The organism is Streptomyces sp. NPDC029674 (assembly GCF_044903205.1).
Lineage (GTDB): Bacteria > Actinomycetota > Actinomycetes > Streptomycetales > Streptomycetaceae > Streptomyces.
The window spans coordinates 144345-165963 of the sequence record NZ_JBJDPY010000015.1; the positions used below are offsets into that span (position 1 = coordinate 144345).

The window sequence follows — 21619 nt, forward strand, 5'->3', positions numbered from 1 at the left end:
CCCATTCCGGAAAGGCCTCCCGTGTCCCCGACCCCCTCCCGCATCACCGCGGTCGACACCTACGACATCCGGTTCCCGACCTCACGGGAACTGGACGGGTCCGACGCGATGAACCCGGACCCCGACTACTCCGCCGCCTACGTCGTGCTCCGCACCGACGCCGGCGACGGCCTGGCGGGGCACGGCTTCGCCTTCACCATCGGCCGCGGCAACGACGTGCAGGTCGCAGCGATCCGCTCCCTGCGCCACCACGTGATCGGCCGCCCCGTCGACGAGCTCTGCGCCGACCCCGGCACGCTCAACCGCGACCTCGTCGGCGACAGCCAGCTGCGCTGGCTCGGCCCCGAGAAGGGCGTGATGCACATGGCCATCGGCGCCGTCGTCAACGCCGTCTGGGACCTCGCGGCCAAGCGTGCCCGCAAGCCGCTCTGGCAGCTGCTCGCCGACGCCCCGCCCGAATGGCTCGTCTCCCAGGTCGACTTCCGCTACATCGCCGACGCCCTCACACCGGAGGAGGCCCTGGAGCTGCTGCGATCCGGCCGTACGGGCGCGGCGGACCGCACGGCCAGGCTCAAGGAGCACGGCTTCCCCGGCTACACCACCTCTCCCGGCTGGCTCGGCTACAGCGACGAGAAGCTCACCCGGCTCGCCCGGCAGGCCGTCGCCGACGGCTTCACGCAGATCAAGCTGAAGGTCGGCGCCGACCTCGACGACGACATCCGCCGCTGCCGCACCGCCCGCGAGGCCATCGGCCCCGACATCCGCATGGCCGTCGACGCCAACCAGCGCTGGAACGTCGACGAGGCCGTCCGGTGGACCCGCGCCCTCGCCGAGTTCGACCCCTACTGGGTCGAGGAGCCCACCAGCCCCGACGACGTCCTCGGCCACGCCGCGATCCGCACGGCCGTCGCCCCCGTCAAAATCGCCACCGGCGAACACGTGCAGAACCGCATCGTCTTCAAACAGCTCCTCCAGGCCGGCGCCATCGACATCCTCCAGATCGACGCGGCGCGGGTCGGCGGAGTCAACGAAAACCTGGCGATCCTGCTCCTTGCCGCGAAGTTCGGCGTCCCTGTCTGCCCGCACGCGGGTGGCGTCGGCCTGTGCGAACTCGTCCAGCACCTGTCGATGTTCGACTACGTGGCACTCGCCGGTACCACCGAGAACCGCGTCATCGAGTACGTCGATCACCTCCACGAGCACTTCACCGACCCGGTGGTCATCCGCGCGGGCCACTACACGGCACCGACCGCACCCGGCTTCTCGGCGACCATGCGGGCCGAGTCCATCGCCGAATTCACCTATCCGGGCGGCAGGTTCTGGGCCGCCGACCTCGCACGGGACAAGGGAGCAGCAACATGACCGACTTCCAGGGGCTCAAGGCCCTGGTCACCGGCGGGGCCTCCGGCATCGGCCGCGCCACCGCCGAACTCCTCGCCGCGCGCGGAGCGGAGGTGGCCGTCCTCGACCTCGACCCGGGCAGCGTGCGGAAACCCCTGCACGCGTACACCGCCGACGTCGGCGACGACGCGTCCGTACGGGACGCCGTCGCCTCGGCCGCCGCCGACCTCGGCGGGCTCGACGTGCTGGTCAACAACGCGGGCATCGGCGCCCAGGGCACCGTCGAGGACAACGACGACACCCAGTGGCACACCGTCCTGGACGTCAACGTCCTCGGGGTCGTCCGCACCACCCGCGCCGCCCTGCCCCACCTGCGCGTCTCCACCCACGCGGCGATCGTCAACACCTGCTCCATTGCCGCCACCGCGGGCCTCCCGCGGCGCGCCCTGTACGCGGCGTCCAAGGGGGCGGTGCTCTCCCTCACGCTCGCCATGGCCGCCGACTATGTACGCGAAGGGATCCGCGTCAACTGCGTCAACCCCGGCACCGTTGACACCCCGTGGATCGGCCGCCTGCTGGACGCGGCCTCCGACCCGGCCGCCGAACGGGCCGCGCTGGCTGCCCGCCAGCCCACCGGACGCCTCGTCACGGCGGACGAAGTGGCGGGCGCCATCGCCTACTTGGCGAGCCCCCTGTCCGGCGCCACCACCGGGACCGCGCTCGCCGTCGACGGCGGCATGCAGGGCCTGCGACTCCGGCCGGTGGACCGGTGAGGGGCCTGGCGCGGCGCGCCCTCGGAACCAGCGGCGTCGAGGTGACCGCCCTGTCCTTCGGCGCCGCCGGCATCGGCAACCTCTACGCGCCCGTCACCGACGAACAGGCCGCCACCGCCCTCGACCACGCCTGGCACGCGGGCATCCGCTACTTCGACACCGCCCCGCACTACGGCCTCGGCCTCTCCGAGCGCAGACTGGGCGAGGCACTGCGCGGCCGGGACCGCTCCTCGTACGTCATCTCGACGAAGGTCGGCAGGCTCCTGGAGCCGGCCGACGGGATCACGGGTGACGACCTCGCCGACGGCGGCTTCGCCGTGCCGCGCACGCACCGCAGGGTGTGGGACTTCAGCGCGGACGGCGTGCGCCGCTCGCTCGAGTCGAGCCTCGTCCGCCTCGGCGTCGACCGCGTCGACGTCGTCTTCCTCCACGACCCCGACCACCACGCCGAAGAAGCCTTCCGCGAGGGCTACCCCGCCCTGGAGCAGCTGCGGTCCGAGGGTGTCGTCGGCGCGATCGGCGCGGGCATGAACCAGGCCGAGATGCTCACCCGCTTCGTCCGCGACACGGACGTCGACGCCGTGCTCTGCGCCGGCCGCTACACGCTCCTCGACCACCGGGCCCTCACCGAGCTGCTGCCCGCGGCGAGCGAGCGCGGCACCTCGGTCGTCATCGGCGGGGTCTTCAACTCCGGGCTGCTCGCGGACCCCCGGCCGGGGGCACGGTTCGACTACACCGAGGCGCCACCCGAACTACTGGCCCGCGCCCGCGCCCTGCGGTCGCTCGCCGAACGCCACGGCACCACGCTCCGGGCCGCCGCACTCGCCTTCCCCTTCGCCCACCCGGCCGTCGCCAGCATCCTGGTCGGCATCCGCGCACCCGAACAAGTCCTGGACGCGGCACGCGAGTTCGCCGCAGTGGTGCCCCCCGGCTTCTGGCGTGAGGCGAAGGAGGCGGGGCTGCTGCCGACGGAGGTGCCGGTCCCCGGCGAGGGGCACGGGGATACGCCGGAGGGCGTACGGGGAAGGGGCCATCTGTGAAAGTCACCCCGCACACCAAGACCCGCACCGCCCGCACTGGGCGCGCCGTCCGCACTGGGCGTGCCGTCCGCGCTGGGCGTGCCGTCCGCGCTGGGCGTGCCGTCCGCGCTTGCTGTGCCGTCCGCGCCGTGCGCGCCGTGCGCGCCGTGCGCGCCGTGCGCGCCGTCCGCGCCGACCGCGCCGGCTGCACCGTCCGCACTGGGCGTGCCGTCCGCGCCGACCGCGCTTGCTGTGCCGTCCGCGCCGTCCGTGCTTGCCGCGCCGTCCGTGCTTGCCGCGCTTGCCGCGCCGTCCGCTCCGTCCGCTCCGTCCGCTCCGTCCGGGTCGTCCGCGCTGGCTGTGCCAGCCGCGCCGACCGTGCCAACCGGGCCGACCGCACCGGCCGTGTCGTCCGCGCTGGCTGTGCCGGCAGCACCGACCATACCGACCACACCGGCGGCACCGACCACACCGGCGGCACCGGCCGCACCGGCCGTGCCGTCCCTGCTGGCTATGGCCACCGTGCTGGCTGTGCCGACCATGCCAACCGAGTCGTCCGCGCTGGCTGTGTGGTCCACGCCGTCCGTGCCGTCCGTGTCGTCCGCGCCGACTGCGCTGTCCGTGCCGTCCGTGCCGTCCGTGTCGTCCGCGCTGGCCGCGTCGCCCGCGCCCCCCGCGCCGACGCCTTCGACGCCCCGCACCGCGAGGCCCCCGCCGGACTCACCGCCGCGTTCCGTGCCGCAGGCGTCCCATCGCTGGAGCGGCTGCCGGTCGGCGTCGCCCGGCAGGCCCGGTCGTCGGCCGAGCTCCTTGACGTCGTCCATGAGTGCTCCGCCGAGGGCACCCACGCGGGGCTTGCCGGCGTCCGGGGGCTGTCGTGACCGTGCGCCCTTCCGGTCCTGTCGTCGACGCCCACCACCACGTGTGGGACCTGTCCGTGCGCGACCAGGACTGGATCACCGGGGACGCCCTCGCGCCGATCCGCAGGGACTTCTCCTTCGCCGACCTTGCGCCCGAGGCCCGCGCGGCCGGCGTCGGGGCCACCGTCCTCGTCCAGACCGTCGCCGTCGCGGGCGAGACGCCGGAGCTGCTCGCCCTCGCGGCGGACAGTGACCTCGTCGCGGGGGTCGTCGGCTGGACGGACCTCACGAGACCGGACGTGGGCGACACGCTGGCCGCGCTCCGTGAACTCCCGGGCGGGCGGCACCTGGTGGGTGTTCGCCATCAAGTGCAGGGCGAACCGGAGCCCGAATGGCTGCTGCGGCCTGACGTCCGCAGGGGACTGGCCGCGGTCGCCGAGGCCGGGCTCGTCTACGATCTGCTCGTCCTGCCTCATCAGCTGCCCGCCTGCGCCAAGGCGGCGGCCGACCTGCCCGAGCTCACCTTCGTCCTCGACCATGCGGGCAAGCCGCCCGTCCTGTCGGGGGCCCTCGAACCCTGGGCGTCGGCGGTCCGCGCGCTCGCCGCCCGCCCCAACACGGTGTGCAAGCTCTCGGGCCTGGTCACCGAGGCCGATCACGCGACGTGGACCGTGGATGACCTGCGGCCCTTCGCGGACACCGTGGTCGAGGCGTTCGGGCCCCGCCGGCTGATGTTCGGCTCCGACTGGCCCGTCAGCACGCTCGCGGCGTCGTACGTCGAAGTCCTGGACACCGCGCGGCTGTTGACCGGGTCCCTGGACGCGGTTGAGCGCGCCGAGGTGTTCGGCGGTACGGCCCGGCGCGTCTACCGCTTCTGAGCGGGCGGGGCGAGCCGGGTCGGCGACAGGAACTCACGGACGTACGTACGCTCCCAGCAGGCGCCCGTCTCGCGCCGCTCGCGCCAGGTCGTGTACCGGTAGCGGTAGAGCCGGGCGCGGATGTACGCGGGCGGCGCGTCGGGCGGGAACGGCGAGCTCCGCAGCAGCCGCAGCGTGTCCCGGTCGCCGTCCAGGAGGCGCTCCACCAGCGGGCCGAACCACGACCGCGCGTACGCGGGGGAGAGCCCGGCGAACCACATCATCCAGTCGAGCCGCAGATGGTACGGCGCGAACTGGCGCGGCCAGCGGCGTACGTCACCGGGCTTCCCCTTGAACTCGTACGCCCGCCAGTCCCCGTCCTCGCGCGGCGCCTCGTCCGCCGTGCCCTCGATGACGACCTCCTGGCGGACACGGCTGACGCTGCCGAACGCGCCGTACGCGTTGACGAGGTGCAGCGGGTCGAACGAGCGGTTCATGACCTGCCGCCGGGACAGCAGATTGCGCACCGGACGGTAGCTCAGCGCCAGGAGCAGCACGGAGACGGCGGTCACCACCACCACGTACCAGAGGGGCGCCTGCGCGACAGCGGGTGCCGTGTGCCAGGCGGACAGGTCGAGCGCGGATGCCGCGACCACGATGGTGAGCCAGTTCAGCCAGGCGAAGTTGCCGGACAGGACCAGCCACAGCTGGGTCGCGATCATCAGACAGGCCGCGCCCGTCGCCACCGGCTGCGGTGTGAACAGGAGGAACGGTACGGCCAGTTGGATGACATGGTTGGCCGCGACCTCCACCCGGTGCGCGGGCTTCGGCAGGCGGTGGAAGAACCAGCTCAGCGGGCCGGGCATCGGCTGCGTCTCGTGGTGGAAGTACAGGCAGGTGAGCTCGCGCCAGCACGCGTCGCCGCGCATCTTGATCAGCCCGGCGCCGAACTCCACGCGGAAGAGCACCCACCGCAGGAGGAAGAGCACGAGAACGGGCGGCGCCACCCGGTCGTTGCCGAGGAAGACCGCGAGGAAGCCCACCTCCAGGAGCAGCGACTCCCAGCCGAAGCCGTACCAGGTCTGCCCCACGTTCACGATGGAGAGATACAGCGCCCAGGGCACCAGCCACAGCAGCATCGCGCCCCACAGCGGCAGCAGACCGTCCGCCCCGGCCAGCAGCGCCAGCGAGACCGCGCACCCCGCCCACGCGCAGAGCGCGAAGAACCGGTCCGAGAAGTGGAACTGGAACAGGCTCGGCGCCCGCCGGAACGGCACCTGTGCCACGTACCGCGGCACCGGCAGCATTCCGCGCTCCCCGATGAGCGCCCGGAACTGCAGGGCGGCCCCCAGGAAGGCCACGAGATACAGCGCGGCCAGGGCCCGCTGGAAGATCAGCCGGCTCAACCAGTACGCGTCCGCGGTGAACCACTCCACGAGTCCATTGTGCCGTCGGCCGGCGGGCGCCCGCCGTCGAGCCGAACCGGTCAGACGGCGGTCGGGAGGGCCATGCGGAACGGGCCAATCGTTCCCCGGCCCTCTCGTCGCTGCCGTCCCATTCGCCACGACCGTCTTTTCACGCGGTACGCGACCGCGTTCCGTATTTTCCCCGAGTTCAGTCATCAGGCAAATACGCAAGAGTTTCCGAATGATATGGAGTGGGCGCGTCCGATTGCCTGGGATGTGGCGCATTCATGACGGTAATGGCGCGGCATTGAGTCAAATAGCGCTGGTAGTTGATTTTCAGATATGGCAGAGTCGTCCGTCGGGTGGCCGGTCTAGTCGATGGAATTGATCCAGCTGGTCTTACGGCCGCTCCAGGATCAGCCGTCAGCCGCGGGGGAGAAGTCGGCTCATGAACTTGGTGGAACGCGGTGAAGAACTTTCGATCATGGAACACATGCTCGGCTCAAGCGCGGGCGGGCATGGCGGAGTCGTTCTGGTCAGTGGCGCGGTGGCCAGTGGCAAGACCGCGCTGCTGCGCGCTTTCGAGACGCGCGTCAACGCCTCGGGCACACTGCATCTGCAGGCCACAGCGTCGGACGCGGAGAGCGATCTGCCCCTCGGGGTGATGGGGCAGCTGCTCCTCGGCGCCGATCTGCCCGCCGCGGACGCCCGGCGCGCGGCGCGGCTCGTGGAGTTGATCGCCGGCTCGGCCCAGTCGCGGCGGGCGGCGGGGGAACTGCCCGCCGTGGCCATGAACGAGATTCCCGAGCTCTGCGGGATTCTACTTGAAAAGGCCAGGGAAAGGCCCCTGGTGCTGAGTATCGACGACGCGCACCATGCCGACGAACACTCCCTTGAATGCCTCCTCTACCTGGCCCGCCGGCTGGCCGTCAGCCGCATTCTGGTCGTGCTGGGTGAGAACAGTGGCTTCCTGGCCGGTCACGCGAGATTGCGCGTTGATTTGCTGCGTCTGCCGGGCTGCCGAAATATCAGGCTCGGCCCGCTCCAGCGCTCCGGAGTCGCAGAAATGATCTCCGTATTCGGTGAGCCGGGGTGGCGGACGCGCAAGCTGGTCTCGGAGATCCACCACATGGGTGGCGGCAGCCCGCTGCTGACCCGCGCGCTCATCGAGGACCACCGCGCCGCGGGCGCCGGAACCACACCGTCCGCAGGTCTGGTGCCGGGCGAGTCGTTCGTACGGGCCGTCGCGACCTGTCTGTACCGCAGCGATCTCGCCACCCGGCGCACCGCCTGGGCCCTGGCGGTGGCGGGCCCCGACATGTCGCTCGCCGAACTGGTGGAGGTCCTCGGGGCCAGCAGGGAGTCGCTCCTGCGCAGCCTGCGCGCGCTGAACGAGGCGGGCCTCCTCGACGCCGGCTGGTTCCGCCACGACGCCGGGCGCGCCGCGGTGCTCAGGAGCCTGGAGCCCGCCGACCGCGCCCGCGTCGAGGCCCGCTGCGCCCAGGTGCTGCACGAGCACGGCGCGGCCGCGGCCGCCGTCGTACGCCACCTCATCGCGGCCGAGACGGCCGACGCGCCCTGGGCCCGGCGCACGCTGATCGAGGCGGCCGAGCGCGCCCTCGCCGACGACGAGGTCGACCTCGCCCTCACCTGCCTGCGGATCGCCCGCGACAGCGGCACCGACCCGCACCAGGCCCTGGAGATCCGGGCCGCGCTCACCCGGGCGGGCTGGCGCGTCAACCCGGCCGGTGTCGCCCAGCACCTGCCCGAGCTCACCGCCGCGGCGCTGGACGGGCGCCTCGGCGCCCGGCACGCCGACGAACTCGTCGGGCACCTGCTCTGGTTCGGCCGGGCGGAGCGCGCCCTCGACGTGCTGCGCGCCGTCGAGCGGCCGGACCCGGCGCGGCAGGGACGGCCCGGCCCCGGCGCCCGTTACCGGCACGACTGCCCGCGCCGCTGGATGACGTACGCCTATCCGGGCCTCCCCGCGTCCGCCCGTGCCTGCCTCGGCCGGTCGCCGGAGCACACGACGGCGCAGGACACGAGTCCGCAGCACGCGGCGCTGGCGCGCAGCCCGCACCAGCGGGCGGCGACCCTCGTCAAGGCTCTCCTCGACGGCCCCGGCGACGACGTGGTGGTCCGGGCCGAACAGATCCTGCAGAGCACCCGCCTCGACGACGGCACGCTGACGCCGCTCCTGGTGGCGCTCAACTCGCTGGTCCTCGCCGACCGTCCGGCGACGGCGGCCTTCTGGTGCGAGACCTTGCTGAAGGAGGCCGTCGAGCGGCGCGCCCCCATGTGGCAGGCGCTGCTCGCCGCGGCCAAGGGGCGCATCGAGCTCAGGACGGGCGCACTCGTCGCCGCGCAGGAGTCGGCGCGCGCGGCGCTCGCCCTGGTCCCCGCCGACGGCTGGGGGGTGGCCGTCGCCTCGCCCGTCGCCACCGCCGTGTCCACCGGAACCGTCATGGGCCGGCTCGACGAGGCCGCCGCCCATCTCGGCGTGCCCGTGCCGGACGCCGCGTTCCAGACCGCCGACGGGCTGCTCTACCTGCGGGCCCGCGGCCACTACTACCTCGCCGCCGGACGCCCCTACGCCGCGCTCGACGACTTCCTCACCGTCGGAGACCTCATGCGGCGCTGGGACTTCGACCTGCCCGCGCTGGTGCCGTGGCGCACCGACGCGGCCGAGGCCCACCTGTCCCTGGGCGACCGCGACCGCGCCCGGGCCCTGGCCGAGGAGCAGCTGGCCCTGAGCGACCGGGGGAACGGCTGCGCGCGAGCCGTCTCGCTGCGGGTGCTCGCCGGCACGCTGGCCGCCGCGCACCGGCCGCCGCTGCTCGGCGAGGCCATCGAGATCCTGCGGGACCGTGGCCACCGCCTCGAACTGGTCCGCGCCCTCGACGAGTCGGCCCGTACGCAGCGCGAGCTCGGCAAGGTCGGCCAGGCGCGGGCCCTGGCCCGCAAGGCGCAGCGGCTCGCGGGGGAGTGCGGGGTGCCCGTGCCCAGCATGCCGTCCGCGGCCGACGCGGGCAGCCCGCACCCCGCCGAACAGCCGTGGTCGTCCGGGAACCGCCGACATCCCGACGAACTCAGCAACGCCGAACTGCGGGTGGCCACACTCGCCGTCCGCGGCCACACCAACCGGCAGATCGCCGACAAGCTCTGCATCACGATCAGCACCGTCGAGCAGCACCTGACGCGTGCGTACCGCAAGCTCGCCGTCCAGCGGCGCGCGGACCTCGCGGCCAAACTCAGCCCCCTCGCGGGACCGGGGGAGGACCGCGAGGGGGCCGCGACGCACGACGCCTGCGACCGGCTGCACGTGGGCTGACGGCCGGACATCGGTCATGTCCGTCTCCCCGTTGGTGGGCACGGCATGTTTCTACGCGGCGGGCGGTCACACCGCGGTCCGAAGATCTGTGACCGGCTCACAGGAAGGCCGGGCGCAGCCGGGGACACCCGGCTGTGACCGGTGCGTGACGACGGTTCGGGCACCGTGGACTTCATGATCAGCTCCCCGATGAGGGCCCCACGGTGAGGGTCCTGGTGGTCGAGGACCACGTCGAGCTCGCGCACTCCGTGGCGCGGGTGCTGCGCCGCGAAGGCATGGCGGTCGACGTCGTCCTCGACGGCGCGGACGCCGTCGAACGCACCTCCGTGGTCGACTACGACGTGGTCGTGCTCGACCGTGACCTGCCCGGCGTGCCCGGCGACGAGGTGTGCCGCACCCTGACCGAACAGCCCGCGCACGCCCGGGTGCTGATGCTGACCGCGTCCGGCACGATCGCCCACCGGGTGGCGGGCTTCAGCCTCGGCGCGGACGACTACCTCCCCAAACCGTTCGCCTACGCCGAGCTGGTGGCCCGCATCCGGGCGCTCGGCCGCCGCTCGCGGGCGGCGCTGCCCCCGGTCCTCGTACGCGGTGACCTCAGACTCGACCCGGCGCAGCGAATCGCGTCGCGCGCCGGGGAGCGACTGGCCCTCACGCCCAAGGAGTTCGCGGTCCTGGAGTACCTGCTCGCGGCCCGCGGCCGGCCCGTGTCGGCCGAAGAGCTCCTGGAACGGGTGTGGGACGAGGCGACGGACCCGTTCACCACCACGGTCAAGGCGACGATCAACCGCCTGCGGCCGAAGCTCGGCACCCCGCCCGTCATCGAGACGATCCCTCGGTGCGGCTACCGGATTTGAGGGGCCCATGCGCCTGCCCTCGCTCACCGCCTCCACCCCCGTTCCCCGCTTCCCGCTGCCCCGCCGGGTGGGCGCACGCCTCACGCTGCTGTACGGCGCGCTGTTCCTCGTCTCGGGGGCGGTCCTGCTCGCGATCACGTATCTGCTCGTCGCCCGGTTCCCGGCGGACCGCTTCGTCGACGGGACCGGAACCGGAACCGGAATCGCGGCCGAGGCCGGCGCCGGCCCGGCAGCCGGACCCGGCGTGCACACCGCCGCCCGGCCCGGCGACGACACGATCGGGCGGCTGCACGAACAGGCCCTCCGCCAACACGCGGACCAACTGCGGGAGTTCGTCGTACAGTCGGGGATCGCCCTGGCCGTCATGGTGGTGGTGTCCGCGGTCCTCGGCCGGCTGGTCGCCCGGCGTGCGCTGCGCCCGCTGCGCACGATGACCGGCGCCATCCGGCGCGTCTCGGCGCACACCCTCCACGAGCGGCTGGCCGTCCAGGGGCCCGCCGACGAGATCAAGGAGCTCGCCGACACCGTCGACGGGCTCCTCGGCCGCCTGGAGACGGCGCTCGACTCGCACCGGCGCTTCGTCGCCAACGCCGCCCACGAGCTGCGCACCCCGCTCACCCTGGAACACGCGCTGCTGGAGGAGGCGCTCATCGACAGGGACGCCACGACGGAGTCGTTCCGCGCCAACTTCGAGCGGCTGCTGGAGATCAGCGAGCAGCAGGCCCGGCTCCTGGAGTCGCTCCTTACGCTCGCGGGCAGCCAGCGCGGCCTCGGCCACCGGGAGCGGCTCGACCTCGCCCGCGTCGCCGAGCGGGTCCTGGACGTCGCGCGCCCGGAGATCGAGGGGCGCGGGCTGCGAGTGGAGGCCGCCATCGGTTCCGCGGCCGTGCTGGGCGACCCGGCCCTCGTCCAGCGCCTGGTGTCCGATCTCGTGGACAACGCGGTGGGCCACAACACCCCCGGCGGATGGCTGGAGGTCACCACCGGCGGCCGGGGCGGGCGGGCCGTCGTCTCCGTGGCCAACACCGGTACCCGGGTGCCGCCGGACCAGGTGGAGCGGCTCTTCGAACCCTTCCAGCGCCTCGGCCGCACGGCGGGCGACGGCCACCACGGACTCGGCCTCTCCCTCGTGCACGCCATCGCCCTCGCCCACGACGCCGCGATCAGCGCACGGGCACGGCCGGGCGGCGGACTCGCGGTGGAGGTCGCCTTTCCGCTCTGCCCCGGCGCGCCGGACGAACCGGCCGGGAACACCGTCGGCATTGCGCAGTTGGACAAGGGCGCCGGTCTTCGTTGAGTAAATGTCCCGGCACTTCTACCGTGGTCGCCCGACGTATTTCCCCGACGGCTCCCCGGATTTCCCGGAGAACGAACGGATTTCGTTCCCGTCGGTGAATATCACGTATTCGCGATCAGTCCCGCCCCGCCGGGACACCGTTCACGGGAGGAACCCCTTGGTTGTCGTGATGGCCCCGGAGGCCATGCAGGAAGATGTGGACGCGGTCGTCGAACTGGTCCGCACCGCGGGCGGGGACGCGTTCGTCAGCCGAGGCGTCACCCGGACGATCGTCGGCCTGGTGGGAGACGTGGCGGCGTTCGGCGCCCTCAACCTCTCCCACCTGCGCGGCGTCCTGGACGTCGTGCGCATCTCGGTGCCGTACAAGCTGGTCAGCAGGGAGCACCACCTCGACCGCTCCGTCGTGACCGTGGCGGGCGTACCCATCGGTCCCGACACGCTGACCGTGATCGCGGGCCCCTGCGCGGTGGAGACCCACTCACAGACCCTCGCCGCCGCGCGGATGGCGCAGGCGGCCGGGGCCGCGCTGCTGCGGGGCGGGGCCTTCAAACCGCGCACGTCGCCGTACGCGTACCAGGGGCTCGGCGAGACCGGACTGCGCATCCTCGCCGACGTGCGGGAGGAGACGGGGCTCCCGGTCGTCACCGAGGTCATCGACCCGGCCAGCGTCGAACTGGTCGCCCCCTACGCGGACATGCTGCAGATCGGCACCCGCAACATGCACAACTTCGCCCTGCTCCAGGAGGTGGGCGCGGCCGGCCGGCCCGTGCTCCTCAAGCGCGGCTTCGGGGCCACGATCGAGGAGTGGCTGATGGCCGCCGAGTACATCGCGCAGCGCGGCAACCTCGACATCGTGCTGTGCGAGCGCGGTATCCGCACCTTCGAGACCGCCACCCGCAACACCCTGGACATCAGCGCCGTCCCCGTCGTCCAGCGCCTCTCCCACCTCCCCGTGATCGTGGACCCCTCGCACTCGGGCGGCCGCCGGGACCTCGTTCTGCCGCTCACCCGGGCCGCCCTCGCGGTCGGCGCGGACGGCGTCATGATCGACGTGCACCCCGAGCCGGGGACGGCCCTCTGCGACGGCGACCAGGCCCTGACCCGGACGGAGATCGCCTCCGTGGCGAGCGCCGTCGACGAACTGACGCCGCTCATGGGCCGCACCCTCGCGCGGCCCGTCACCGGTGCGCGGGCCGGTAGGGGTGAATAGGGGTGGCGGAGCCCGTGGCGCGCTGTTAGTGAGGGGTACCAGGGCCGAAAGCGCGTTGTTAGGGTGAAAGTGCTCGGCCGGGGAAATACTCCCGCGGCCGGGCGCGCGGGTTCCCGCCGAAGGGACCGGGGCACCGAGCGCGGGTGAATTCTGAAATCCGGGAGAACACACCCGCCGGGCACGCGACGCATTCACTTCAGGGGCCCTCGACCAAGGGCGGAAGCGTACGTGCCGCACACCGGGGCGGACCGACGGCGGCAGCGGGACTCGGCGCTGAGGCGCGGCCGGGCGGTGTGCCGGGGCGCGCGCACGGGGGACAACAGAGCTTGAGGGGGAAGTTGAGTTGGCAACACCTGGGCACGCAGAGATCGACCGGCTCATGGTCGTCGAAGTCGAGATCGGCTCGCTGTCGACGACGGGTTCACCACGGACGTCCGGAGTCGATCCGGAGCACGTTCAGGCGCTGGCGGTCGTACAGACGCCGCTGCCGCCGATCACGGTCCACCGTCCGACGATGCGGGTCATCGACGGCCTGCACCGCCTGCGCGCCGCCGAACTCCAGGGGCGCGGCAAGATAGCGGTGAGGTACTTCGACGGCGCGGAGGACGACGCCTTCGTGCTCGCCGTCGAGTCGAACGTCACGCACGGCCTGCCGCTGACCACGGCGGACCGCAAGCGCGCGGCCGCGCGCATCATCGCCTCGCACCCGCAGTGGTCGGACCGGATGATCGCGTCGGTCAGCGGCATCGCGCCGGGCACCGTCGCGGACCTCCGCAGGCGCGCCCCGGGCGGCCGGCAGGGCGAGGAGAGCCGGATCGGCCACGACGGCCGCGTCCGTCCCATCAACGGCGCCGAGGGCCGCAGGCTCGCCGGTGAGCTGATCGCGCAGAACCCCGGCCTGTCGCTGCGCCAGGTGGCCCGGGTGGCGGCCATCTCGCCGGAGACGGTGCGCGACGTGCGCAACCGCATGATGCGGGGCGAGGACCCCGTGCCGCAGCGCGGGAAAGCGGCGCACCGCGACGACCGCGCCACCGCCCCGCGGGTCGGCCGCCCCTCGGCCGTGCCCGACCGGAACGCGGCCCAGGACCGGGCCGACGCCGTCAAGCGCCTCAAGGCCGACCCGGCGCTGCGCTTCAGCGAGATCGGCCGCACCCTGCTGCGGCTGCTCAACATCCACACGATCAGCATGGAGGAGTGGGACCAGATCATCGACAAGGTGCCGCCGCACTGCCGCGGCATCGTGGCCTACCTCGCGGGCGAGAGCGCCGAGATGTGGACGGAGGTCGCGGTACGGGTGCAGAGCAAGGTCGCCGAGTCGGCGTAGCGGGGAGCGGCGGCGCCCTCTCCCACATGCGCGCACCGGGGCCTCCGCCTAGCGTGGGCCCATGGAGCTCGACCCGGCGGGGCAGTGCCGCTGTGGACAGCCGGCCGGGGAGCCGGCCGGCTGTTTCCTCGCGCTGTACGGGGCAGCGCTGCGCATGGGCCGCTTCGACTGGGACCTCGACACGGGGCTCATGAAGATGGACGCCACCGCCCACGAGGTCTTCGACGTACGCCCCGAGGAGTACGACAACCGGCCCGAGACCCTCGCCTTCCGCGTCCCGACGGTCGAGGGCCACCGCCTGGACCAGATCGTCTCGCACGCCTTGAAGGACGGCAGCGACACGTACGGGGCGTACTTCCGGATCCGCTGCCGCACGGGCGCGCTGCGCTGGACCCACACACAGGGCTGCATCCAGCGGGACCCCACCGGCCGCCCCCGCCGCATCCTGGGCATCGTCAGGGACGCCACCCGGGAACTGGGCGACAGCCCCGCCGCGCTGCGCGAGCGGGCCGACGAGGAGGCCGAGCGGCGCCGCACCACCAGCCTCGTCCAGGGCACCACGGCGGCCCTCGCGCACGCCCGCACGGTCCGGGACGTCATCGACGTGCTCCGCGACACCCACGGCCTCGCCCACCTCGGCGCGTCGAACCTGGTCATGGGCCTCGTCGAGGGGGGCCGCATCCGCCTCGTCGCCGAGGGCCCCGCGGGCAGTTTCGTGCCCGGCACCCGCCTCACCGGCATCGACGAGGACTACCCCATGAGCGAGGTCGTCCGCACCCTCGCGCCGCGCTACATCGAGACGGCCGACGACTTCGCGGAGTCCTACCCCCTGCTCTGGCCGCACATCGACGAACTCGGCATCACCGCCGCCGCGTACCTCCCCCTGATCGCGCAGGCCCGCCCCATCGGCGCACTCGGCCTGCTCTACCAGGCGAAGACCGGCTTCACCGAGGAGGAACGCAACGTCCTGGTCGCGCTGGGCAGCAGCATCGCGCAGAGCCTGCAGCGCGCCATGTTCTACGAGCAGGAGAAAGACCTCGCCCAAGGGCTCCAGCAGGCCATGCTGCCGCGCACCATCCCCGGCGTACCGGGCGCGGAGATCGCCGTACGGTACCGCGCCGCGGCGCTCGGCCGGGACATCGGCGGTGACTGGTACGACGTGATCCCGCTGCCCGGCGGCGCCCCTTCCGGAGGAGGCCGCGTCGGCGCCGTCATCGGCGACGTCCAGGGCCACGACACGCACGCGGCCGCCGTCATGGGCCAGCTCCGCATCGTCCTTCGCGCGTACGCCGCCGAAGGGCACACCCCCGCCACCGTCATGGCCCGCGCCTCCGGCTTCCTGCACGAACTGGACACCGACCGCTTCGCGACCTGCCTGTATGCGGAGGCCGACCTGTCGACCGGCGTGGTGCAGCTCGTCCGGGCGGGACACCTCGACCCGCTCGTCCAGCTCACCGACGGATCCTTCCGGCGGGTGCCGGTCGACGGCGGCCTGCCGCTCGGCCTGTCCGCCGAGTTCGGACGGCTCGACTATCCGGTCACCACACTCGAACTCGACGCGGGGCAGACCCTGTTGCTCTGCACCGACGGCCTCGTGGAGGTGCCGGGCGCCGACCTCGACGACGGCATGCGGGCCCTCTCGGAGCTCGCCGCCGTCGGCCCCCGAGATCTGCAGCGGCTCGCCGACCGGCTCTGCGGCATCGTCGACGGCCGCGGCGGTGACGACGACGCCGCGCTCCTCCTGATGCGCCGCCGCCCGGTCGACGCGCCCCGCTCGGGCGGCCGCCTCCAGCAGCACGTCGCGCCGAGCGACCCGGAGGCGCTCGCCGAGGCCCGGCACATGATCAGGGCCGCGGTGCGGGCCTGGGGCGCGGGCGACCGGGCCGACGAGGTCGAGCTGGTCGCCGACGAGATGATCACCAACGCGCTGATGCACACCGACGGCGCCGCGGTCGTGACCGTACGCGTCCTGAGCGGCACCGACCGGCGGCTGCGCGTCGACGTCGAGGACTCGTCGAGCGCTCTGCCGCGCCGCCGCGACGCCGGCGAGTCCGGCGTGTCGGGCCGCGGCCTGCTCCTGGTGGACCGGCTCGCGGACGGGTGGGGCGTGGAGGCGCGCGGCAGCGGCAAGTGCGTGTGGTGCGAGTTCGTCGTGCCCGTCGCGGAAGTCCGAAGGTGAGGGGAAGCGATGCCCGAACTGCCGGAAGTGGAAGCCCTGCGCGAGTTCCTGACGGACCATCTGGTCGGCCGGGAGATCGTACGCGTCCTGCCCACCGCGGTCAGCGTCCTCAAGACGTACGACCCACCGCTCACCGCCCTGGAAGGCCGCACCGTCACCGCCGTGGAGCGGCACGGCAAGTTCCTGGACATCGACGCCGACGGGACGCACCTCGTCACCCACCTCGCCCGGGCGGGCTGGCTGCGCTGGCACGACCGGCTCCCCGACGGCGTCCCGCGCCCCGGCAAGGGCCCGCTGGCACTGCGGGTGGCCCTGGAGACGGGCGAGGGCTTCGACCTCACGGAGGCGGGCACCCAGAAGCGCCTCGCGGTGTACGTCACCCGGACGCCGGGGGAGCTCCCCGGCATCGCGCGCCTCGGCCCCGACCCGCTGGCCGCCGACTTCGACGAGAAGCGGTTCGCGGGGCTGCTGGCGGGCGAACGGCGGCAGATCAAGGGGGCGTTGCGCGACCAGAGCCTGATCGCGGGCGTCGGGAACGCGTACAGCGACGAGATCCTGCACGCGGCCCGCATGTCCCCGTTCCGGCTCACGTCGAGCCTCACCGAGGAGGAAGTCCATGGGCTGCATGTGGCGCTGCTGGCCACGCTGACGGAGGCGGTGGAGCGCTCGCGCGGCGTCGCGGCGGGGCGCCTCAAGGCGGAGAAGAAGAGCGGTCTGCGCGTGCACGGCCGCACCGGCGAGCCGTGCCCGGTGTGCGGCGACACGATCCGCGAGGTGTCCTTCGCCGACTCCTCGCTGCAGTACTGCCCGACGTGCCAGACGGGCGGGAAACTCCTCGCGGACCGGCGGATGTCGCGGCTGCTGAAGTAGTGGCTTTTGCAGTCGCAGCGCCGGTCACGGGTTACGCAGCGTCAGGAGCGGTTCTCCGTCGGCGCTGCGCACCTCGTACCGCTCCGTCTGCGCGGTGCGCAGGGCCGCGGCGCCCCGGGTCCGCACGGTCGGCGCGGGGGCCCGCCACGTCGTGACGGTCTGCTCGGAGCCGTCGGCGCCGACGGCGACCAGTTCGCAGACCCGCCCGTCGGCCGCCGCGTCCCGCACCGTGAGCCCGATCTCCGTCCCCCAGGCCCGGTCCCTGGCCGTCAGCGTGGCCGACACACCGCTGCGGGCGTCCCGCGCGCTGAGCCGCACCGGGGACGGCCCTGTCGCCGTCACGACGGTCACGGCGGGGGCGCCGACGGCCAGCGCGACGCCGACGGCGACCGCGCAAAGCCGCCACCTGCGCCGCGCGCCGTGCAGCTGCCCCGCCTCCCGCAGGATGCGGTCCAGAAGGCCGGGAGAGGGTGCGGCGGCCGGCTCCACGGGGGAGGGCGTCACCCGTCCGTACAGTGCCAACTGGCGGGCCGCCGCGTGCAGTCCGTCGAGCGAGAGCAGGCAGTCGGGGCAGCCCATGAGGTGATCCTCGAAGCGGAAGGCGTCCGCCCTGTCCAGTACGCCGAGCGCGTAGGCGCCCGCGTCACGGTGCCGCTCCAGGGGCCTCATGGCGATCCTTGCCGTTCGATGTCGCTGCCGGGTGCTGTTCGCCCTCCGGTACGCAGCGGACCGCCGAATCATTCAAGGCCGGACCCCGCTCGGAACAGCCGGACCCGCTCAGGGCAGCCGGCTCCGCTCAGAACAGATGGATCGCCAGATGCCCCAGCGGCAGCCCGAGCCGCCACGCGGGCGTCCACACCTTCGGCCCGTCCTCCTCGCCCTGCCCGGCACGGCCGGGCACCGCGTCCAGGTCGGGGGCGAGCAGCTCGGTCTCCTGCAGCCAGCGCCAGGCCCGGTCGGCGAGCTCCAGATCGGGCCCGGGGCCGCCCGCGGCGCCGGCGTCCGCCGTGAGCAGCGCCATCCGCTCCCGGACCCAGTCCTGCCACGGCTGGCCGTAGGCGGTCAGGGTCAGCCACGTCTCCAACTGCGTGACCACCCGGATTCCGGACAGCTCGCCGTCGCTGTCCGACAGGAAGATCGTCAGCGCGAGGGCGTCGCGCCCCGCCCGGTACTCGAAGGACGTGGGCGGCATCAGATCGCCGGTGCGCAGCAGCTCGTCGGCGATGTACTCGGCGTACAACCACGCCATCGGGACAGCCAGTCCGCCGTCCTGGGGACCGCCCGCATTCCCTCTGCTCTCGTACCGCATCCGTTCCGCCTTCCTCCGGTCCGCGCGCGCTCCGGCTCTGGCCCCCCAATCCGGCACACGGTGAGGACAGCCGATTACCCGCGGGGGGTGCGGAGCAAGGCGCTTTACGGAGCCTTGACCCGGCCTCCGGTTTCACCGCAGGTGAACCGCCCTGTGTTGTTCGCGTCACAGGTGGAACCGTTTGACTCCATTTCAGGGACTGTGACGGCATTGGCCCCTGATTAACTGATAATCCGGGATATGGATTCGTCTGGCCGAATATCGCCCCCGTCCATGGAGCCCGAGCTATGCGGCAGCGCGCACGGATCACACGGCACACACGAACCACCGCCACCTCGAGAAACGGGCCGCGGACCAGGTGTCCGCGGCCCGCCACGACCGCGGCGGCGGCCCTCCTGATCGCGGGCGCCACGGCCTGCTCCTCGGGTCCGGCCCCGGCCCACTCCCCGGCCGGCGTGGCCGCGGCCGAGCGGCGGAGCTTCACCCTCGCCGCCTCCGGGGACGTCCTGCCGCACGCCTCGATCATCCGCCAGGCCAGAGCCGACGCGGACGGCGACGGCTACGACTTCGCGCCGATGCTCGCGGGCGCCAAACCAGTCATCAGGAAGGCCGACCTGGCCATCTGCCACATGGAGACCGTCTACGGAGCCGACGGCGACTACAGCGGCTACCCCGCCTTCCAGTCCCCGCCCGAGGTGGCCCGCGCCCTCAGGGCGACCGGGTACGACTCGTGCTCCACCGCCTCCAACCACACGCTCGACGCCGGAGCGGCAGGCGTACGCCGCACCCTGGACGCCCTCGACAAGGCGGGCGTCAAGCATGCCGGTTCGGCCCGCTCCGCCGCCGAGGACAAGACCCCGGCGTGGCTGCGCGCGGGTGGCGCCAGGGTCGCCCAACTCGCGTACACCTATGGCACGAACGGCTACCCGCTCCCCAAGCGCAAGCCGTGGACGGTGGACCTCATCGACCGCGCCAAGATCGTCGCGGACGCCCGCGCGGCACGGAAGGTCGGCGCCGACGTCGTGGTCGTCAGCCTGCACTGGGGTACGGAGTGGCAGGACGAGCCCGACCGGCGGCAACTGCGGCTCGGCAAGCGGCTCACGGCGTCACGGACGGGCGGCCGCCCCGACATCGACCTCATCATCGGAACCCACGCCCACGTCCCGCAGGCCTACGAGAAGGTGAACGGCACCTGGGTCGTCTACGGCATGGGCGACCAGATCGCCGGCGACATGATCAACCACGAGGGCGCGCGGGACCCGCGCGGCAACCAGGGCACCATCGGCCGCTTCACCTTCGCTCCGCCCGTGCGGACCGGGGCCCGGTGGAAGGTGACGAAGGCGGAGTTCGTGCCGATGTGGTTCGACACGCGCCCTGGCCGCGTCGTCAACCTCAACCGGGCGCTGGACCGCGGCGCCGACGTACGCGGCGTACGTGACCGCGTCCGCCGCGTCGTCCTCAGCCGCGGCGCGGGCAAGCACGGCCTGGTCATGGGGAAGTAGACCGCTTCACGCCTTGGTGCCGCGCTCCGCCTTCGCCAGCTCCGACTTGCGGTACGAGTACCCGAAGTACACGACGAGGCCGAGCGCGAACCACACGGCGAACCGCGCCCACGTCTGCCACTGCAGGAACGTGATCAGCCAGATGGAGAAGACCACCCCGATCGCGGGCACCACCGGCATCCCGGGACAGCGGAAGGTGCGCGGGAGATCGGGACGCTTGTAGCGCAGCACGATCACCGCGACGCACACCACGACGAACGCCAGGAGGATGCCGATATTGGTGAGCTCGGCCGCCTCGCCGATCGGCAGGAACCCGGCGATGGCGGCCGACGCGACCCCGACGATCCAGGTCACGCGCGTCGGCACGTGCCGGGTCGGGTGCGTCTTGGCGAACCACTTGGGGAGGAGACCGTCGCGCGACATGCTGAACCACACCCGGGTGCAGCCCAGCATGAACGTGAACATCACCGTGAGGATGCCGATGATCGCGCCCACCGCGATGACGTCCGCCAGCCCGCCGAGCCCCACCGACTTGAACGCCGTGGAGAAGCCGCTCTCCGGATCGACGTCCTTATAGCTCTGCATGCCCGTCAGGACCAGGCAGGCGAGCACGTACAGCACCATCGAGATGGCGAGGGAGTAGAGGATCGCCTTCGGCATGTGCCGCTGTGCGTCCTTGGACTCCTCCGCCGCCGTGCTCATCGCGTCGTAACCGAAGACGGCGAAGAAGACGGTCGCCGCACCCGTGAACGCGCCGCTGACGCCGTAGGGGAAGAACGGCTCGTAGTTGCCGGTCTCGATGTGGAAGAAGCCGACCGCGATCACGACGAGCACCACGATCACCTTCAGCACCACCACGATCATCTCGAAGCGCGCGGCGTTCTTGATGCCGAGGGTCAGCAGATACGCGATGAACAGGCACAGCACCGCGGCGAAGAGGTCGACCTTGTGCCCGTCGCCGGTGCCCGGGGCGCCCATCATCCAGCTCGGCAGCTCGGCCCCGAACTCCTCGACAAGGAAGCCGAAGTAGCCGGAGATGCCGATGGCGACGACGGCGACGATCGCGGTGTACTCCAGGAGCAGGTCCCAGCCGATGAACCAGCCGGTCAGCTCGCCGAGCACCACATAGCCGTAGGTGTAGGCGGAGCCGGCCTTCGGGATCATGCCCGCGAACTCGGCGTACGAGAAGGCGGCGGCCGCGCTCGCGACCCCCGCGATCAGGAAGGAGATCAGCACCGCGGGGCCCGCCGTGCCGTTCGCCACGGCGCCGGCGAGGCTGAAGATGCCGGCACCGATGATGCCGCCGACGCCGATCGCGGTGAGCTGCCAGAGCCCGAGGGACTTGGCGAGTCCGCCGCCCGCCCCCGTCTCCGTCTCGTCGATGTGGTCGATGGGCTTGCGGCGCAGCACGCCCTGCCCCATCCGGAGTCCCGACATGATCTCCACCTCTTCGCAGACGGCAGTCGGCTGATGGCGGATCATGA

17 protein-coding genes are annotated in these 21619 nt (G+C 72.8%); 13 read left to right on the plus strand and 4 right to left on the minus strand.

Going from position 1 to position 21619, the window contains the following annotated elements:
• Positions 1-21: 21 nt before the first annotated feature.
• The 5 genes from ACI2L3_RS31100 to ACI2L3_RS31120 all read left to right on the plus strand — a co-directional run bounded on the left by ACI2L3_RS31100 (position 22) and on the right by ACI2L3_RS31120 (position 4871).
• Positions 22-1362, plus strand: a complete 1341-nt coding sequence (locus ACI2L3_RS31100) for an L-fuconate dehydratase (RefSeq protein WP_404755719.1) — start codon at positions 22-24, stop codon at positions 1360-1362.
• Complete coding sequence (locus ACI2L3_RS31105; RefSeq protein WP_404755720.1) at positions 1359-2114, plus strand: SDR family NAD(P)-dependent oxidoreductase; 756 nt, start codon at positions 1359-1361, stop codon at positions 2112-2114. The genes ACI2L3_RS31100 and ACI2L3_RS31105 overlap by 4 nt, the downstream gene beginning before the upstream one ends.
• Positions 2115-2119: 5 nt before the next feature.
• Positions 2120-3154 (plus strand): aldo/keto reductase, encoded by a 1035-nt coding sequence (locus tag ACI2L3_RS31110; RefSeq protein WP_404755759.1) that lies wholly within the window; start codon positions 2120-2122, stop codon positions 3152-3154.
• 548 nt (positions 3155-3702) lie between these two features.
• Positions 3703-4014 (plus strand): hypothetical protein, encoded by a 312-nt coding sequence (locus ACI2L3_RS31115; protein WP_404755721.1) that lies wholly within the window; start codon positions 3703-3705, stop codon positions 4012-4014.
• 2 nt (positions 4015-4016) lie between these two features.
• Positions 4017-4871, plus strand: coding sequence for an amidohydrolase family protein (locus ACI2L3_RS31120; RefSeq protein WP_404755760.1), 855 nt, complete (start codon positions 4017-4019; stop codon positions 4869-4871).
• Here the strand turns inward: ACI2L3_RS31120 and ACI2L3_RS31125 are convergent.
• Entirely contained in the window at positions 4859-6286 is a 1428-nt protein-coding gene (locus ACI2L3_RS31125; protein WP_404755722.1) for a lipase maturation factor family protein, read from the minus strand. The two genes, ACI2L3_RS31120 and ACI2L3_RS31125, sit on opposite strands and share 13 nt — an antisense overlap.
• 418 nt (positions 6287-6704) lie before the next feature.
• On the opposite strand from ACI2L3_RS31125, the gene ACI2L3_RS31130 reads away from it, so the two are divergent.
• The 7 genes from ACI2L3_RS31130 (at position 6705) to ACI2L3_RS31160 (ending at position 17324) form a co-directional block, all read left to right on the plus strand.
• Positions 6705-9587, plus strand: coding sequence for an ATP-binding protein (locus ACI2L3_RS31130; RefSeq protein WP_404755723.1), 2883 nt, complete (start codon positions 6705-6707; stop codon positions 9585-9587).
• 203 nt (positions 9588-9790) lie between these two features.
• A complete protein-coding gene (locus ACI2L3_RS31135) occupies positions 9791-10444 on the plus strand; it encodes a response regulator transcription factor (protein ID WP_404755724.1) in 654 nt (217 codons plus the stop codon).
• Between the two features lie 7 nt (positions 10445-10451).
• Positions 10452-11741: a sensor histidine kinase gene (locus tag ACI2L3_RS31140; protein WP_404755725.1), complete on the plus strand. Its 1290-nt coding sequence runs from the start codon at positions 10452-10454 to the stop codon at positions 11739-11741.
• Positions 11742-11910: 169 nt separating this feature from the next.
• Positions 11911-12951, plus strand: a complete 1041-nt coding sequence (gene aroF, locus ACI2L3_RS31145; RefSeq protein ID WP_404755761.1) for a 3-deoxy-7-phosphoheptulonate synthase — start codon at positions 11911-11913, stop codon at positions 12949-12951.
• A 343-nt stretch (positions 12952-13294) separates the two neighbouring features.
• Positions 13295-14275, plus strand: coding sequence for a streptomycin biosynthesis protein (locus ACI2L3_RS31150; protein WP_404755726.1), 981 nt, complete (start codon positions 13295-13297; stop codon positions 14273-14275).
• Between the two features lie 61 nt (positions 14276-14336).
• On the plus strand, positions 14337-16454 hold the full coding sequence (locus tag ACI2L3_RS31155) for a SpoIIE family protein phosphatase (protein ID WP_404755727.1): 2118 nt from the start codon (positions 14337-14339) through the stop codon (positions 16452-16454).
• Positions 16455-16463: 9 nt separating this feature from the next.
• Complete coding sequence (locus ACI2L3_RS31160) at positions 16464-17324, plus strand: Fpg/Nei family DNA glycosylase (protein WP_404755728.1); 861 nt, start codon at positions 16464-16466, stop codon at positions 17322-17324.
• A 24-nt stretch (positions 17325-17348) separates the two neighbouring features.
• Here ACI2L3_RS31160 and ACI2L3_RS31165 read toward each other — a convergent pair whose 3' ends face one another.
• Entirely contained in the window at positions 17349-17993 is a 645-nt protein-coding gene (locus ACI2L3_RS31165) for a zf-HC2 domain-containing protein (protein ID WP_404755729.1), read from the minus strand.
• Positions 17994-18120: 127 nt separating this feature from the next.
• Positions 18121-18633, minus strand: a complete 513-nt coding sequence (locus tag ACI2L3_RS31170; protein ID WP_404755730.1) for a hypothetical protein — start codon at positions 18631-18633, stop codon at positions 18121-18123.
• Between the two features lie 287 nt (positions 18634-18920).
• Here ACI2L3_RS31170 and ACI2L3_RS31175 point away from each other — a divergent pair, with 287 nt between their 5' ends.
• Positions 18921-20135: a CapA family protein gene (locus ACI2L3_RS31175; protein WP_404755731.1), complete on the plus strand. Its 1215-nt coding sequence runs from the start codon at positions 18921-18923 to the stop codon at positions 20133-20135.
• Between the two features lie 6 nt (positions 20136-20141).
• Here ACI2L3_RS31175 and ACI2L3_RS31180 read toward each other — a convergent pair whose 3' ends face one another.
• Positions 20142-21572, minus strand: a complete 1431-nt coding sequence (locus ACI2L3_RS31180) for an amino acid permease (RefSeq protein ID WP_404755732.1) — start codon at positions 21570-21572, stop codon at positions 20142-20144.
• Between the last annotated feature and the right edge of the window lie 47 nt (positions 21573-21619).

What these genes read in the sequence shown, in the direction of transcription:
- aroF (WP_404755761.1), top strand. Translation starts at nt 11,911, where the DNA reads ATGGCCCCGGAGGCCATGCAGGAAGATGTGGACGCGGTCGTCGAACTG.
- ACI2L3_RS31170 (WP_404755730.1), bottom strand. Translation starts at nt 18,633, where the DNA reads ATGCGGTACGAGAGCAGAGGGAATGCGGGCGGTCCCCAGGACGGCGGA.
- ACI2L3_RS31180 (WP_404755732.1), bottom strand. Translation starts at nt 21,572, where the DNA reads ATGTCGGGACTCCGGATGGGGCAGGGCGTGCTGCGCCGCAAGCCCATC.
- ACI2L3_RS31140 (WP_404755725.1), top strand. Translation starts at nt 10,452, where the DNA reads ATGCGCCTGCCCTCGCTCACCGCCTCCACCCCCGTTCCCCGCTTCCCG.
- ACI2L3_RS31160 (WP_404755728.1), top strand. Translation starts at nt 16,464, where the DNA reads ATGCCCGAACTGCCGGAAGTGGAAGCCCTGCGCGAGTTCCTGACGGAC.
- ACI2L3_RS31105 (WP_404755720.1), top strand. Translation starts at nt 1,359, where the DNA reads ATGACCGACTTCCAGGGGCTCAAGGCCCTGGTCACCGGCGGGGCCTCC.
- ACI2L3_RS31130 (WP_404755723.1), top strand. Translation starts at nt 6,705, where the DNA reads ATGAACTTGGTGGAACGCGGTGAAGAACTTTCGATCATGGAACACATG.
- ACI2L3_RS31175 (WP_404755731.1), top strand. Translation starts at nt 18,921, where the DNA reads ATGCGGCAGCGCGCACGGATCACACGGCACACACGAACCACCGCCACC.
- ACI2L3_RS31165 (WP_404755729.1), bottom strand. Translation starts at nt 17,993, where the DNA reads ATGAGGCCCCTGGAGCGGCACCGTGACGCGGGCGCCTACGCGCTCGGC.
- ACI2L3_RS31155 (WP_404755727.1), top strand. Translation starts at nt 14,337, where the DNA reads ATGGAGCTCGACCCGGCGGGGCAGTGCCGCTGTGGACAGCCGGCCGGG.